Origin of the sequence: Allorhizobium sp. Av2, assembly GCF_021462805.2 — a bacterium.
Classification (GTDB): domain Bacteria; phylum Pseudomonadota; class Alphaproteobacteria; order Rhizobiales; family Rhizobiaceae; genus Allorhizobium; species Allorhizobium vitis_G.
Genome location: NZ_CP192697.1, coordinates 1,163,615 through 1,174,969, shown reverse-complemented (window position 1 = coordinate 1,174,969; position 11,355 = coordinate 1,163,615). Strand labels below are relative to the sequence as shown.

Genomic DNA, 11,355 nt, shown 5'->3' with positions numbered 1-11,355 from the left:
GGGAATGCCGGTGGCAACCGAATTCGACGATAGCGATCATTGGGGCCTGTTCTTAACGAACAATAACAAGGCCGATTCCACGACATTGAAATTTGTCCGCATGTCCGCTTTGACGCTCGCCGCGTTGCGGGCTGCCGGGTTGCTGGACAATATGGTTGACGGCACGGTGCCGCCAGCAACCGATAAGCTTTGGCTCGACAAGAATTTCGACCCTCCGCGCCTCAAGGAATATGACAGCGTTTCCGCCACATGGCAGCAGATGACATTTGAACGGATGTTCAACCGAACTGTGGTCATTCCAGTTTCTGTCACGGGCGGTACCGACAACGCGCCGACGATCGCGGAGCCATCGCCATTTATGGCGGGGAAGGTTTATTCGATCACGCCGATCTCTGCGAATACCGGGGCGGTCTCTATCTCCGTTACCGGTGTCGGCAGCTATTCGGCTGTTTATCCATCTGGCGGCGCCCTGGTCGCCAATGAACTTTATTCTGGCCTGCCGTCACTCTTCATTTTCCAAAATGGCCGCTTTGAATTGTTGTTTGGCTACAGTGCTGCTGCAAGTGCCGCAGCCTCGGCTGCCGCTGCTGCTGCAGCCTCGGCTGCTGCTGCAACCATTATTGCGGGCGCAGTCCGGTTCGATGAAGTTCAAGTGATCGCAGACGCGAAGCAGGTTGTTGCGCGTGCGAACATCGGTGCGGCAGCCCTTGGTGTCAATAGCGATATTACCGATCTTACCGCCCTCACGCAGGCAAAAGCGACAAATGCAAGTGGCTTGATCAAGCTTCTTGTTGACGACGGCGACAGCGAGTTTATTGGCGGGGGGGCCAAGGGGATTCTTCGCGCAAAAACGACGGTGCCAGGCGGGACGGCAGCCACTAAAAACGGTTGGCAAGCGGTGCTTATCGAAGTCTTTGAAGGTGTTGACGCTAACCCCGTAGCGCCAGCACAGAAGGTAGATGCGCTTCGCGTCATTCACTACCTGAATCAGTCAAATGCGCGCGGTGGCCGCCATGTTGGGCATTTCAATTTCGTGCAGCAAGTTGCGACCTTGTCGACGAATACCGACAGAAACTATGTCGGGTTTGTAGGTCAGGCGATTACCGAAAGCGGTGACGGCGGCACGTCTGCTGCTGATCGGCGAGGTGCGTATTTTGGCGGCAACAGCTACGCGGCAACGCGCGGCACGTCGAACTATATGGCGAATGTTTCTGGCCATGAGTTCAACACCGAAACGCGCGTTGGCGGTGAAATCGGCTATCACTCGGGTTTGCAGATTGCAAGCTACATTTCCCGGCGCGGGACAGATCTGGATGCCGCGATTGCTATCAGCAATCTTGGAACGACGAACCCTAGTGACAGCAGTTCTGCAACGCTTGGATGGAAGTACGGCATTGCGTTTACTAACCGCAACGGGCGGGCTCCTTTCGATACCGACAGTGTCATTATGACTGTTGATTACACTCAGACAATGACGGGCGGTTTCGATTTTTCAAAAGTAACCTTTAGCTCCTACATCTTGAAAACTGCGACAATGATTCTTTCTGACGCCGCTCTGTCTCTTGGCGCGGAGAACGCAAGCGTTTCGATTGGTAAAGTTGGTGCTGCCAATACACCTTATATTGACTTCAATTCCGGGGCGACTGGCGTTGACTATGATGCGCGTATTCTTGGGTTAGGTGGTAGCGGGTCCGCTGGCGGCGGAACGCTGAAAATTCAGGCGGCAACGCTCCAGGTGCAAGGCGTTTTGCGCTTTGGCTCTTACGTCACGTCGACTGCGAAAGCTATCACAGGCTACGTCCCGTACGTGGATGAGACGACCGGCACTACAAAATATCTTTTAGCTTCAAGTTAAGGTGAGGAAATCATGAAAATCGACTTTACGCAAAAGCTTCTCAGTCTCGACGGATTGCCAATGAACGGTGCGCCGCTGGGCGTCGAAGGCGACACTACTTTGTCACATGTTGCTGTGGCTGCGCTGATGATGACATTCCCGGATGAGCAGCATTTGGCCGGCACTGCAAAGTTCGAACGCTATCAGCTGGCCAGACGGGTGCATGATGTGAAAGAGCCAGTTGATCTGAAGGTCGAGGAAGTCGCATTGCTCAAGGATTTGATTGGCCGCGCTTTCAGTCCAAGTGTCATTGGCCCCGCTTACTCGCTGCTTGATGGCTAGCAGTGATGAGAAGTGACTACGCTCTTCTTTTCGAATGCCGGCTGTCTGGGCAGGTTGCTGATCATAAATGGTATTGGCACCTGTCCGACAATCATTTTGCCGCGTGGATGAACCTTCATCATCCCGAGCACATGAAACGTGGATAAAAAAACCATGAATCACCCACGCCTTATCCCCGAATGGAAACAAACGCTCAAAAAGAGCGCAGTCGTTTGGGTATCCATCGCCTCGTCTCTGCTGACAGCGGCCCCGCTGATCATCCCGCAATTGCAGATGATCCTTGATCCGGTTCTCTGCCTGAAAATCACCTGTGGGATTTTCGCGCTGATCCCGATTCTTCGCATTATCCAACAGAAAATTGGAGCGCCAGACGATGCCGCCGATCAATAAAATCAAGTCCAGCCCTCGGGCAAAGACGGCCATAGCTGCTGCAACCGCTGCCGTTATTGCTGGTGGGTCCGCAACATACTATGTCGCCAATGAGCCGGTGCCGGTATCGGTGCAACTCGCCGTCGACGCGATCATTACCCCATGGGAAGGCCTGGTGCTGAAATCGCACTGGGATACCTATGGCAAGCGCTGGGATATCTGTTACGGCGAGACCAAGGGTATCGGCCCGAACATGGTCAAGACCAAGGCCGAATGCAAATCCATGCTGATCAAGCGAGTGGTAAACGATTTCTACAGCCCGTTGACCAAATGCGTTTCCGGCTTCGAAAAACTGCCGATCAGCCTTCAGGCATCGATGATCAGCGGCGCTTATAATTTCGGGGTGTCCGCGTCCTGCAATTCCACGGCGGCCCGCTATGCCCGTGTTGGGAAATATCAGGAGGCTTGTCTTGCGCAGACAGCTTTCAATAAGGCAGGCGGCGGCGTTGTGCAGGGCCTGGTCAATCGTCGTGAGATGGGAGACACCAATCGGATCGGAGAAGCCGAACTCTGTGTTACGGGGTTGTCCGATGTTCGCTAGCTTCTCCGATATCGTCAAGATCCCGGCTTCCATCGCAATTGGCGCTGTCGTCGTCTTCCTGCTGATGTTCTTCCATTATGAAGGGGTCCGCGTCTTTGGCTGGCAGATCGTCGATGGGCGGGTATCGTCCGCCGTGGCTGTGGCGACGTCTGAGCTTGTCAACAAGGCGGAAGTCACCGCGCTCCAAGCCCAGCTCGACCGCGAGCGCGAATTGCGCACTGCCGCCGAACAATCGGCCACGGAAGCAAACAAGCGCGCCGAGGAAGCCCGTGCGGCAAAAGATAAAGCCATGGCGGATTATGCGGCCATGGTGGCAGCGGATCCAGATGGCGGCGAAAGCCGCGTAACAAAGGAGGATCGCGAATGGATCGCAAAGCACTCGCGTTAATCCCGATCGCGTTCCTCTCGACCGGTGCCGCATGCCAGAGTGATAGTGCGCGTATTGCCGCTGCTGCCAAGGCTCAAGGCCAGGCCCGGGCGTCTCTCTCGCTGCCGGCTGATTTGCCGGACGCCTGCACTGCGCTGATCGATGGCGTCATTCCGGCGGATGGTGAGAAGTGGGTTCATGTGCAAACGCGGTGGGGCATCGTTATCGCCAACCGCAATCAGCTCGCAAAAGACTGTGGTACCTGGTGGAAAGACTATCGCCAGCAAGCAAGTAAGGAAAAGGCCGATGGCTGATGTCGACCCGCTGCACAAGCGCACCCGGATGGAATGGAATTTGAACACGCTGCTCAACCTGATCACGCTACTCGGCATGATCGGCGGCGGTGGCTGGGCCTGGGCAAACACGACGCGGGATATTCAGGAGCTGCAAACATGGCGCGTCCAAGTAGAATCGCGCTTGGCCAACTCTGACGGCAAGCTTGATGAGCGGTTCAAGGCGACGGACTTGGATCTGCGCAAGATCGACAATCTGTCCTATCGTGTCGCGGCTGCCGAGCAATTCTCACGCACCACTGAAAACGCGATCAAGGATTTGCAGACAACCGTTTCCGGGCAGTCTGGTGATCTCAAGGTGATTATGCAATTGCTTGAGCGGATCGAGGCGACACAGCGCGGGCGACCGCCGCCTTATAAGTGAGGTGCGCCTTTGTTGCCATTCTCATCTGAAGCGTGATAGGCAGAAAAATAGTCAATTCTATCAAATAGATTTTTAGAAAATATTTCAATGTGCTTCGGATCGGCCATTGTTTTGTCGCTGGATAAGGAAATCATTTTTTCAAAATATTGACGTTTTTGCCAAGTGAGTGGCTGCTCTTTAGCAGAGATTTCTTTTGTTTTTAACTGTCCGTTTATGTGGGCGGTAATTATCTTTGCCTCATCCTTGTAAATTCCACTCAACTCATAGAGTGAAAGGTCGCGGGCGTCTTCTGAAAGAAGCGTGTAGGACTGCGCAATGTATTTTCGCGCCCATAAATACCCGTCGCTTTTATTTTCCGGGTCAGCCATGATTTTTGCGATCTTATCCGAAAGCAAATTTTCCGTAGTCTTTATAAAGAATGCACGCTCTGGTTCTGAAAAATTATTTAACTCATGTAAATCCGAATCTTGCAGCATGCCGCCTATGGCTGCAAAAGGCATACTTACAAACAACGCGATAGCTGTAAAAATCGAACCCACCCTCATAATTATTCCTCGATATGACTGCATGTCCTGATGGGTGATTATGAATAAAAGACAACCTTTTGTCGAGTTTCGTTGTGTGATGACGGCTATCTTGGTAAATAGCCGTTTGATGCCAGCCACTGTTGCAAGATGTGGCGGATTGCTTCGGACTGATTTAATCCTGCGCCATCGGATTCTCTGAAGGCTTCAACGCCATCGAGTATCTCTTGATTTAAGGCAATAAGTTTTTTGATCGGAAACTCTGCCGGTCTGCCGCGATTTGGTTTCATCTTAATTTCGCATATAGGTAATTGACCTAGTTTGCAATAACCTATATATGAAATGCAGGCCGATGGGAAGCTCCAACTTCACCATCGACCCTAACCGAAACGCTATCATCCGAGGATAAGCGAATGGCTACTCACGCCCATAGCATAGAGCGGCGCGCCGATGAAGTGCGCTCTGTCTCCAATATCACCCCAATCATGATGCTTTTTTGCGAATGGGAATTGTCCCTTTCTCGCGGGGACGGCGCTGACGCGGCTACGGTCTTCGAGGAAGAAAACCGTCGCGCCGAACTTGTGCAGCAGATGCGCCGCCAGGCGGTGACCTGCGCCGCCGACATGGCGGCACTGATCCTGGCGGAAACGTCCTATGGCGCTTATCCGCTCGATCCGCGCGGTTCCGCGCTGATTGCCTATGACCTGCTGCATTGAGGGGCGCGCCATGAAAAAGGAAATCAGCAAACAGGAAGCCTTTACCCAGTTGCAGAAGGCCGAGAAGGAATTGTTCGGCCATGCCCTGCCCCAACGCTCCATGACCAATGAAGAGCTGGTGATTTACTATGCTCATTGCTGGCAGGAGCTGTGGGGCGTCTCCAAGGCGCTCGGCGTTGGCATGATGGACGCCGAGGTTGCCGCACCCGGCAAGCAGGCCGCCAAGGATATCGCCAAGGCCACGACACTGGAAGAGCGCGCCGCCCCGTTGCTGCGCAAGCTGGGGAGGGCCTGACATGTCAGAGATCATCAACAGCAATGCCCCGCAGGTTTTCGTTCGTGACGGCCATGTGTTCGCCAACAGCCGCGACGTGGCGGCTGTGTTTGAGAAGCGTCATGATCACGTACTTCGCGATATCGACAAGCTGGCTGCGGACATGAATGCAATTTCGGCGGAAGAAGGCGGGAAAGACCGTCTCCCCAATTTTGGGGAGACGGTCACCAGTCGCCCGAATCCCGCTGGTGGCGCACCAATTCAATCGCGCTCCTACGACATGACCCGCGACGGCTTCACTCTGCTCGCCATGGGCTTCACCGGATCGAAAGCGCTTCGGTGGAAGCTGCGCTATATCGAGGCCTTCAACCGGATGGAAGAGGCGTTGCGATCCGGGACGGTGCCGGATACGGAAGTTGCCAGCGAGCGGGATATTTTCGTCTCCAGCTGGGATGTGGCGCAGACATTCAGCATTCCCCATCGCAATGTTCTCGACACGATCGCCAGGCTTCGCGCCCCTCGGCGCTTCATTGAGGGGAATTTCTGGCTGCGGGAACATCGCGTCGAAAGTGGACGGCAATGGGAAACCGTCGACATGACGCGCTTGGGCTTTGCTATCCTAATGCTCGAGTATGGTGACGAACGCGGGTTCGAAGCAAAGGAAAGGATGGCGCAACGGTACGCGATGGTGCTGGGCGAGGATACATTCCCGGTCGGCAATCCTATGGCCGCGTTCGCGCTTCGTGAAAAGGCATTTTATGGGATGTCTTTAAATGGAAATGGTAATCCACAGTCATCTAAATTAACTGGACATGGTGCGGCGATTGCGCATAATGAGGTGACTGGCCTCCACACGAAACGCGCTGCGGCGCGCATAGGTAAGGCCATGTCTTCCCCAAACCCAACTGCAAGCGACAATCTATTGTCCGTCCGCCAGGTCGTCGCAAAGACCGGTATCAGCCGTCCCGAGATTTACAAGCGGATGGATGCTGGCAAATTCCCGTCGAAGATCTCGCTTGGTCCGAAAACCGTTAGGTGGTCGGAAAATGAAATCAATGCGTGGATCGACGCCCTCAAGAAATCGAGGGCGGCATAATGGCATTGGCATTTAAAAAGCAACCGGCACCGCTCGAGCATGATGAACAGAAAGCCCTGTTCGATTGGGCGGCTATGAGCTGCGGAAAATATCGCGGGCTTGAGCGGCTCTTTGCCGTGCCGAATGGCGGCCACCGATTGAAGGCGACTGCCGGCAAGATGAAAGCGGAAGGCGCCAAGGCTGGCGTGCCGGACACTTGCCTGCCGATACCGCGTGGCGGCTATCTCGGCCTGTATATTGAAATGAAGCGCAGGGGCTGTGGTGGACGGGCGCTGGGCGGACGCTTCCAAGAGCAAGTCGATTGGCAGAAGTTTCTGGTGAGCCAGGGCTATGCCGTCTGCACATGCTACGGCTGGGAGGAAGCAGCGGCGGCTATCAAGGCTTACTTTTCCGAAACGCTCGCAATGCCTGATGATGGCGATTGCGCATTCTGGGGGCGGTGACGATGGAGCGTAAGCTTAACGCCGCTGTACTAGATCCATGTTGTGGAAGCCGAATGTTTTGGTTTGATCGGGAGGACGATCGCGCCGTGTTTGGAGATATCCGACGCGAAGAGCATATCCTTGCAGATATTTCGAGCGCGGGTGGATCCCGTAAACTGATCATTGATCCTGAAAAATTAATGGACTTCAGGGCAATTCCATTTCCAGATGATTCGTTCAGCCTTGTTGTCTTTGATCCGCCGCATCTTGTCCGGAATGGGAAAAACGGTTGGCTTGCCAAGAAATATGGAAAACTTGGTGATGATTGGCGTGAAGATATCAGCGCGGGATTTGCTGAATGCTTTCGTGTGTTGAAGCCTCACGGCACATTGATATTTAAATGGAATGAGCATGAAGTGAAGGTGTCTGAAGTTTTGCGCCTGACCGCCGAAAAGCCGTTATTCGGCAACCGGTGCGGCAAGACTGCAAAAAGCCATTGGATTGTGTTTATGAAGCAAGAAAGCGATGACCATGGCGACCGCTGAAGCTTGGTGCGCTCACACGATGTCCGCAAAAGATGGCGCGGAAATTGTCTGCTGTGACTGTGGAAGGCGGTTCACGAGCGCCCAACACTTAGAGCATGTGCAGAATTACGAAACCGAAACAGGTCTCGTCATGGATGACGACATGTCTTCCCCGCAGCCATAACCCATAGGGAGAGAAAAGATGGCGACTATCGAAACCATCCACCGAGCCACGATCTTTTATGAGGCAAAACCAGATGTAGTTGAGGCTGTCGAAAACAAGGCCTTCAGCCTTCAAGGCGACTTGGAAGTCGAAACCATGTGCGGGAACGGATGCTGCTCTCCTCACATCATGGTCGAGGGGTCGTCACTCAAAGACGTAAACGCTTGGGTGAAGAAGGTCGAGAGCTACATCACGCGCCGCAAGGGTGCCGAGCTTATCCCCACCACCTAAAACCACACCCACCACGCTTTACCCGCGCAATCAAGGGACAAGACAAATGGCATACGATAAAGCATCCCTATTTCCCGCCAATTGCTCAACCGTGTTGCACATGGAGGCAGAATTAGAAGCGGCACGCAATCGTGAGCGCCGCACCGCTATGGCGAATGCATTCCACGCCATGGCATACCGCGAGATGCCGGCAGATCTGCGCGAGCGCGGCAAAGCGTGGGGCGTGGAAGCGCTGATGGACGCCGTTTGGATGAGCGCATTTGAGTGTGGCTATAAGCAGGCGGTGCGCGATCGCCAGGCCTCTCCTATAGAGGGTGGTGATAATGGCCTAAACGGATGGCAAGAAATAGCGTCTGCGCCTCTCGACGGGACTATGGTTGACTTGTGCGTTGTGTGGTCAAATAGGGACGCTATACGTGTGCCAGATTGCTTTTATGATCAGCGTTGGTGCAGTGATTCTGAATCAAGCATTATGATGTTGAAAGACGTAGACGAGGGTATTGCTAAAGTTGAATTTTGGTTGCCCGTGCCGCCCCTGCCTATCGGTCAGCATTAATCCGCCTGGGCAGATTTAACAGCGCCGCCGCGTCCGGCGCATCAACCATGATCATATCGGCCCACAGTTGCGCAAGCTCGCGGCGGCGCTCGAGGTAAAGCGCCCGGTTATAAGCCGCCTCGACTTCATTTTTCGGAACGTGGGCAAGCATCATATCAATGACGGCGCGATCTGCCGGATAGGTCTCATTCATGATTGTCGAGAAGCTGGCGCGGAAACCGTGCGGAACATGCTTTCGATGGTACCCGGCCCGGTTCAACAGATAGCCCATGGCGTTTTCTGACATGGGGCTGGACAGCCGGCGCCAGCTATTGGGGAATGCATAAGGGGCGGTGCCGGACAATTGCCTGAGAACACCAATGGCATCGATAGCCTGGCGTGGCAGCGGGCATAGATGATCCCGGCGCTCGTCGCCCTTAGCGGATAACTTCAATTTCATCCGCTCGCTTGGGATTTGCCATAGGCCATCGTCGAGCGTTTCTTGTTGCCATTCCGCCCAAGGCGTCGTTGCCAGCGTGCCGGGGCGCACGGCGGTGATAGCCAGGATCCGGATTGCCAGCTTGGTGACAGGGTGGCCTGGCGTCGCCTCGACGGCCCGCAGCATCTTGCGCAGCGCCTCGATGCTGGTGACGGCCGGTTGCTTGCGCTTGATCGCTCGGGTGAATGCCTTCTCCAGTGATGCCGACGGATCGGACGTGGCGCGGCCTGTGGCGATCGCGTAGACGAAAACGGAGGATATGCGCTGCCTGATCCTGGTGACGGTCTCCACCGCGCCCCTGGCCTCGACAAGGCGCAATACGGCAAGCACCTCCGGTGCCGTGATCTGGTCGATTGGCAGGCCCCCCATATAGGGGAATACCTCTTTCTGAAACCCGCGCATGACGTCCTGAATGTGACGTGGGGACCAAAGGCCTTTCTGGCGCTCGTGCCATTCGCGTGCGATCGGCTCAAAGGTGTTTTCGGCGGATATGGCCGCCATGACCTTTTGGAGTTTCTTGACCGCGTTTGGATCTCGCCCGCCTCGGCGCTCTGCCTGCGCCTTCTCTTTGGCCTTGCGCGCGTCGGCAAGCGAGACGGCGGGATATGGCCCGATCGACAGAATGGATTCCTTGCCGTTCGTCTTATAGCGATACTGCCATGTCTTGGCGCCGGATGGGGCAACGCGGAGATAAAGCCCCTCGCCGTCTGGCAAGCGGTAGGCTTTTTCTGTAGACTTGGCGTTCTTGCATTTGTTGTCTGACAGCATGTCCGTTACCCGCGCACCTGTTACCCATTACCCGCACCGTTACCCGAAAAGCGTTTTACTTCGTGCAAACGGATAGAGACGAATGGAGACAGATAAACAGCTAAAAGCCTTGCGCTTCAAGGGGAAAATAGATGAGTGTAGACTAATGAAGACAGTACATTGGCGGAAGAGGTGGGATTCGAACCCACGGTACGGTCTCCCGCACGCCGGTTTTCAAGACCGGTTCCTTAAACCACTCGGACACTCTTCCTAAGCCCGATGCCGTATGCCGACATCCAGACTCTGTCTGGTTTTCAACAGAATCTCTGGCAGGCGTTATATCCAGCCGAACAGGAACGTCAACCACTTTACAGCGCGTCAATGACACAACATGCGGACCGGATTTGGCTTCAGCGCTGCTTTTGCGAGGAATAGTCCTCAAGCATCGGGTAGAGAGCGGCAAGCGCCAGAGGTATCGCCAGAAACCCCGCAGCGGAAACGCCGATTCGTTGAAACAGGATAGCCCCAACCACGCCGCCGCCGAAAAATAATCCAACCATGCGCACCAGCAGCCAAAGCTTCGCTAAATCGGCCCGGACCGGTGGGTATGTGACGTTACCATTTGAGTATCCGTTCCAATAGAACAGCTTACCAAGTTCGATGCCGGTATCGGTAACCAAGCCCGTCACGTGCGTCGTTCTAATGCGCGCACCGGAGAGTTTTGTGATGATGGCATTCTGCAGGCCCATGATGAAGCAGAGAAGCATGACGATGAAAGCGATGGCCTCGCTCTTTTCGCTGAAGCTGATCGCTCCGGAAAGGGCAAACACCCCCATCAACCACGCCTCGACCGCCAGCGGTAACGCATAGACCGACTTCAAATCCCGCCTGCGGCCCCAATTGATCAAAATTGCAGAAAAACCAGCGCCTGCAAGAAAGAAACAAAGCGCGAGCAACCCCATCAGCAAAAGTTTTAAATCGCCCAACACCAGATTGTCAGCCATAGACGAGACAATACCCGACATGTGAGAGGTATATTGACCGACCGCCATAAAGCCGCCAGCATTGGCCGCGCCAGCAATAAAGGTCAGATAAAACGCCAAATGGCGGTCGCTCGTTTCGGTGCGATCGCGATGGGCAAGACTTTTCAAGTGGCTTTTCATGATGGATACGAGTCGGGCAAGCGCCAAGTCGGCGGGTTAAAGATGCAGTTTGAGTCCGGGCTGATCGCTTTGCAAGCCCAGACACGGGCCACAGCAGCCAATCCGATGCGCCGTGGCATGATTGTGGCTCTAACCGAACATGAATAGCCGCCACATGTCGGCACTCCATCT

At 54.7% G+C, this 11,355-nt stretch carries 19 protein-coding genes and 1 tRNA gene; 15 read left to right on the top strand and 5 right to left on the bottom strand.

All coding sequences use genetic code 11. From position 1 onward, the window contains the following. The first annotated feature begins 10 nt into the window (after positions 1 to 10). The 7 genes from FS819_RS23045 to FS819_RS23015 all read left to right on the top strand — a co-directional run bounded on the left by FS819_RS23045 (position 11) and on the right by FS819_RS23015 (position 4,230). On the top strand, positions 11 to 1,855 hold the full coding sequence (locus FS819_RS23045; protein WP_234624636.1) for an autotransporter outer membrane beta-barrel domain-containing protein: 1,845 nt from the start codon (positions 11 to 13) through the stop codon (positions 1,853 to 1,855). A 12-nt stretch (positions 1,856 to 1,867) separates the two neighbouring features. Then, positions 1,868 to 2,176: a hypothetical protein gene (locus FS819_RS23040; protein WP_234624635.1), complete on the top strand. Its 309-nt coding sequence runs from the start codon at positions 1,868 to 1,870 to the stop codon at positions 2,174 to 2,176. Between the two features lie 138 nt (positions 2,177 to 2,314). Further along, on the top strand, positions 2,315 to 2,566 hold the full coding sequence (locus tag FS819_RS23035) for a DUF7940 domain-containing protein (RefSeq protein WP_234624634.1): 252 nt from the start codon (positions 2,315 to 2,317) through the stop codon (positions 2,564 to 2,566). Next, positions 2,550 to 3,146, top strand: coding sequence for a lysozyme (locus FS819_RS23030; RefSeq protein ID WP_234624633.1), 597 nt, complete (start codon positions 2,550 to 2,552; stop codon positions 3,144 to 3,146). Before FS819_RS23035 ends, FS819_RS23030 begins: the two co-directional genes overlap by 17 nt. Next, on the top strand, positions 3,136 to 3,534 hold the full coding sequence (locus tag FS819_RS23025; protein ID WP_234624632.1) for a hypothetical protein: 399 nt from the start codon (positions 3,136 to 3,138) through the stop codon (positions 3,532 to 3,534). The genes FS819_RS23030 and FS819_RS23025 overlap by 11 nt, the downstream gene beginning before the upstream one ends. Continuing rightward, positions 3,510 to 3,827 carry a hypothetical protein gene (locus tag FS819_RS23020; RefSeq protein ID WP_234624631.1) on the top strand — a complete coding sequence of 106 codons (318 nt, stop codon included), beginning with the start codon at positions 3,510 to 3,512 and terminating at the stop codon, positions 3,825 to 3,827. The genes FS819_RS23025 and FS819_RS23020 overlap by 25 nt, the downstream gene beginning before the upstream one ends. Then, positions 3,820 to 4,230, top strand: a complete 411-nt coding sequence (locus tag FS819_RS23015) for a hypothetical protein (protein ID WP_234624630.1) — start codon at positions 3,820 to 3,822, stop codon at positions 4,228 to 4,230. The genes FS819_RS23020 and FS819_RS23015 overlap by 8 nt, the downstream gene beginning before the upstream one ends. Here the strand turns inward: FS819_RS23015 and FS819_RS23010 are convergent. Beyond that, a complete protein-coding gene (locus FS819_RS23010; RefSeq protein ID WP_234624629.1) occupies positions 4,221 to 4,775 on the bottom strand; it encodes a hypothetical protein in 555 nt (184 codons plus the stop codon). The genes FS819_RS23015 and FS819_RS23010 overlap by 10 nt on opposite strands. A gap of 86 nt (positions 4,776 to 4,861) precedes the next feature. Then, positions 4,862 to 5,044: a hypothetical protein gene (locus FS819_RS23005; RefSeq protein WP_234624628.1), complete on the bottom strand. Its 183-nt coding sequence runs from the start codon at positions 5,042 to 5,044 to the stop codon at positions 4,862 to 4,864. 123 nt (positions 5,045 to 5,167) lie between these two features. Here FS819_RS23005 and FS819_RS23000 point away from each other — a divergent pair, with 123 nt between their 5' ends. The 7 genes from FS819_RS23000 (at position 5,168) to FS819_RS22970 (ending at position 8,796) form a co-directional block, all read left to right on the top strand. Next, positions 5,168 to 5,470 carry a hypothetical protein gene (locus FS819_RS23000; protein ID WP_234624627.1) on the top strand — a complete coding sequence of 101 codons (303 nt, stop codon included), beginning with the start codon at positions 5,168 to 5,170 and terminating at the stop codon, positions 5,468 to 5,470. A 10-nt stretch (positions 5,471 to 5,480) separates the two neighbouring features. Then, entirely contained in the window at positions 5,481 to 5,765 is a 285-nt protein-coding gene (locus tag FS819_RS22995) for a hypothetical protein (RefSeq protein ID WP_234624626.1), read from the top strand. Position 5,766: 1 nt separating this feature from the next. Beyond that, positions 5,767 to 6,840 (top strand): Rha family transcriptional regulator, encoded by a 1,074-nt coding sequence (locus FS819_RS22990; RefSeq protein WP_234624625.1) that lies wholly within the window; start codon positions 5,767 to 5,769, stop codon positions 6,838 to 6,840. Further along, positions 6,840 to 7,283, top strand: coding sequence for a VRR-NUC domain-containing protein (locus FS819_RS22985; RefSeq protein WP_234624624.1), 444 nt, complete (start codon positions 6,840 to 6,842; stop codon positions 7,281 to 7,283). Before FS819_RS22990 ends, FS819_RS22985 begins: the two co-directional genes overlap by 1 nt. A 53-nt stretch (positions 7,284 to 7,336) precedes the next feature. Next, positions 7,337 to 7,807, top strand: a complete 471-nt coding sequence (locus FS819_RS22980; protein WP_234624623.1) for a class I SAM-dependent methyltransferase — start codon at positions 7,337 to 7,339, stop codon at positions 7,805 to 7,807. A gap of 181 nt (positions 7,808 to 7,988) precedes the next feature. Further along, positions 7,989 to 8,240 (top strand): hypothetical protein, encoded by a 252-nt coding sequence (locus FS819_RS22975; protein ID WP_234624622.1) that lies wholly within the window; start codon positions 7,989 to 7,991, stop codon positions 8,238 to 8,240. A 46-nt stretch (positions 8,241 to 8,286) separates the two neighbouring features. Then, positions 8,287 to 8,796, top strand: a complete 510-nt coding sequence (locus tag FS819_RS22970; protein WP_234624621.1) for a hypothetical protein — start codon at positions 8,287 to 8,289, stop codon at positions 8,794 to 8,796. Here the strand turns inward: FS819_RS22970 and FS819_RS22965 are convergent. The 3 genes from FS819_RS22965 to FS819_RS22955 all read right to left on the bottom strand — a co-directional run bounded on the left by FS819_RS22965 (position 8,780) and on the right by FS819_RS22955 (position 11,073). Then, positions 8,780 to 10,042 (bottom strand): tyrosine-type recombinase/integrase, encoded by a 1,263-nt coding sequence (locus FS819_RS22965; protein WP_234624620.1) that lies wholly within the window; start codon positions 10,040 to 10,042, stop codon positions 8,780 to 8,782. The two genes, FS819_RS22970 and FS819_RS22965, sit on opposite strands and share 17 nt — an antisense overlap. Before the next feature lie 160 nt (positions 10,043 to 10,202). Next, positions 10,203 to 10,292, bottom strand: a tRNA-Ser gene (locus tag FS819_RS22960). A 139-nt stretch (positions 10,293 to 10,431) separates the two neighbouring features. Next, positions 10,432 to 11,073, bottom strand: coding sequence for a YoaK family protein (locus FS819_RS22955; protein ID WP_234624709.1), 642 nt, complete (start codon positions 11,071 to 11,073; stop codon positions 10,432 to 10,434). Between FS819_RS22955 and FS819_RS22950 the strand changes: the two genes are divergently transcribed. Beyond that, entirely contained in the window at positions 11,059 to 11,331 is a 273-nt protein-coding gene (locus FS819_RS22950; protein WP_234624712.1) for a hypothetical protein, read from the top strand. The two genes, FS819_RS22955 and FS819_RS22950, sit on opposite strands and share 15 nt — an antisense overlap. Positions 11,332 to 11,355 lie beyond the last annotated feature (24 nt).

What these genes read in the sequence shown, in the direction of transcription:
- FS819_RS23040 (WP_234624635.1), top strand. Translation starts at nt 1,868, where the DNA reads ATGAAAATCGACTTTACGCAAAAGCTTCTCAGTCTCGACGGATTGCCA.
- FS819_RS23030 (WP_234624633.1), top strand. Translation starts at nt 2,550, where the DNA reads ATGCCGCCGATCAATAAAATCAAGTCCAGCCCTCGGGCAAAGACGGCC.
- FS819_RS23025 (WP_234624632.1), top strand. Translation starts at nt 3,136, where the DNA reads ATGTTCGCTAGCTTCTCCGATATCGTCAAGATCCCGGCTTCCATCGCA.
- FS819_RS23020 (WP_234624631.1), top strand. Translation starts at nt 3,510, where the DNA reads ATGGATCGCAAAGCACTCGCGTTAATCCCGATCGCGTTCCTCTCGACC.
- FS819_RS23015 (WP_234624630.1), top strand. Translation starts at nt 3,820, where the DNA reads ATGGCTGATGTCGACCCGCTGCACAAGCGCACCCGGATGGAATGGAAT.
- FS819_RS23010 (WP_234624629.1), bottom strand. Translation starts at nt 4,775, where the DNA reads ATGAGGGTGGGTTCGATTTTTACAGCTATCGCGTTGTTTGTAAGTATG.
- FS819_RS23005 (WP_234624628.1), bottom strand. Translation starts at nt 5,044, where the DNA reads ATGAAACCAAATCGCGGCAGACCGGCAGAGTTTCCGATCAAAAAACTT.
- FS819_RS23000 (WP_234624627.1), top strand. Translation starts at nt 5,168, where the DNA reads ATGGCTACTCACGCCCATAGCATAGAGCGGCGCGCCGATGAAGTGCGC.
- FS819_RS22995 (WP_234624626.1), top strand. Translation starts at nt 5,481, where the DNA reads ATGAAAAAGGAAATCAGCAAACAGGAAGCCTTTACCCAGTTGCAGAAG.
- FS819_RS22990 (WP_234624625.1), top strand. Translation starts at nt 5,767, where the DNA reads ATGTCAGAGATCATCAACAGCAATGCCCCGCAGGTTTTCGTTCGTGAC.
- FS819_RS22985 (WP_234624624.1), top strand. Translation starts at nt 6,840, where the DNA reads ATGGCATTGGCATTTAAAAAGCAACCGGCACCGCTCGAGCATGATGAA.
- FS819_RS22980 (WP_234624623.1), top strand. Translation starts at nt 7,337, where the DNA reads ATGTTTTGGTTTGATCGGGAGGACGATCGCGCCGTGTTTGGAGATATC.
- FS819_RS22975 (WP_234624622.1), top strand. Translation starts at nt 7,989, where the DNA reads ATGGCGACTATCGAAACCATCCACCGAGCCACGATCTTTTATGAGGCA.
- FS819_RS22970 (WP_234624621.1), top strand. Translation starts at nt 8,287, where the DNA reads ATGGCATACGATAAAGCATCCCTATTTCCCGCCAATTGCTCAACCGTG.
- FS819_RS22965 (WP_234624620.1), bottom strand. Translation starts at nt 10,042, where the DNA reads ATGCTGTCAGACAACAAATGCAAGAACGCCAAGTCTACAGAAAAAGCC.
- FS819_RS22955 (WP_234624709.1), bottom strand. Translation starts at nt 11,073, where the DNA reads ATGGCGGTCGGTCAATATACCTCTCACATGTCGGGTATTGTCTCGTCT.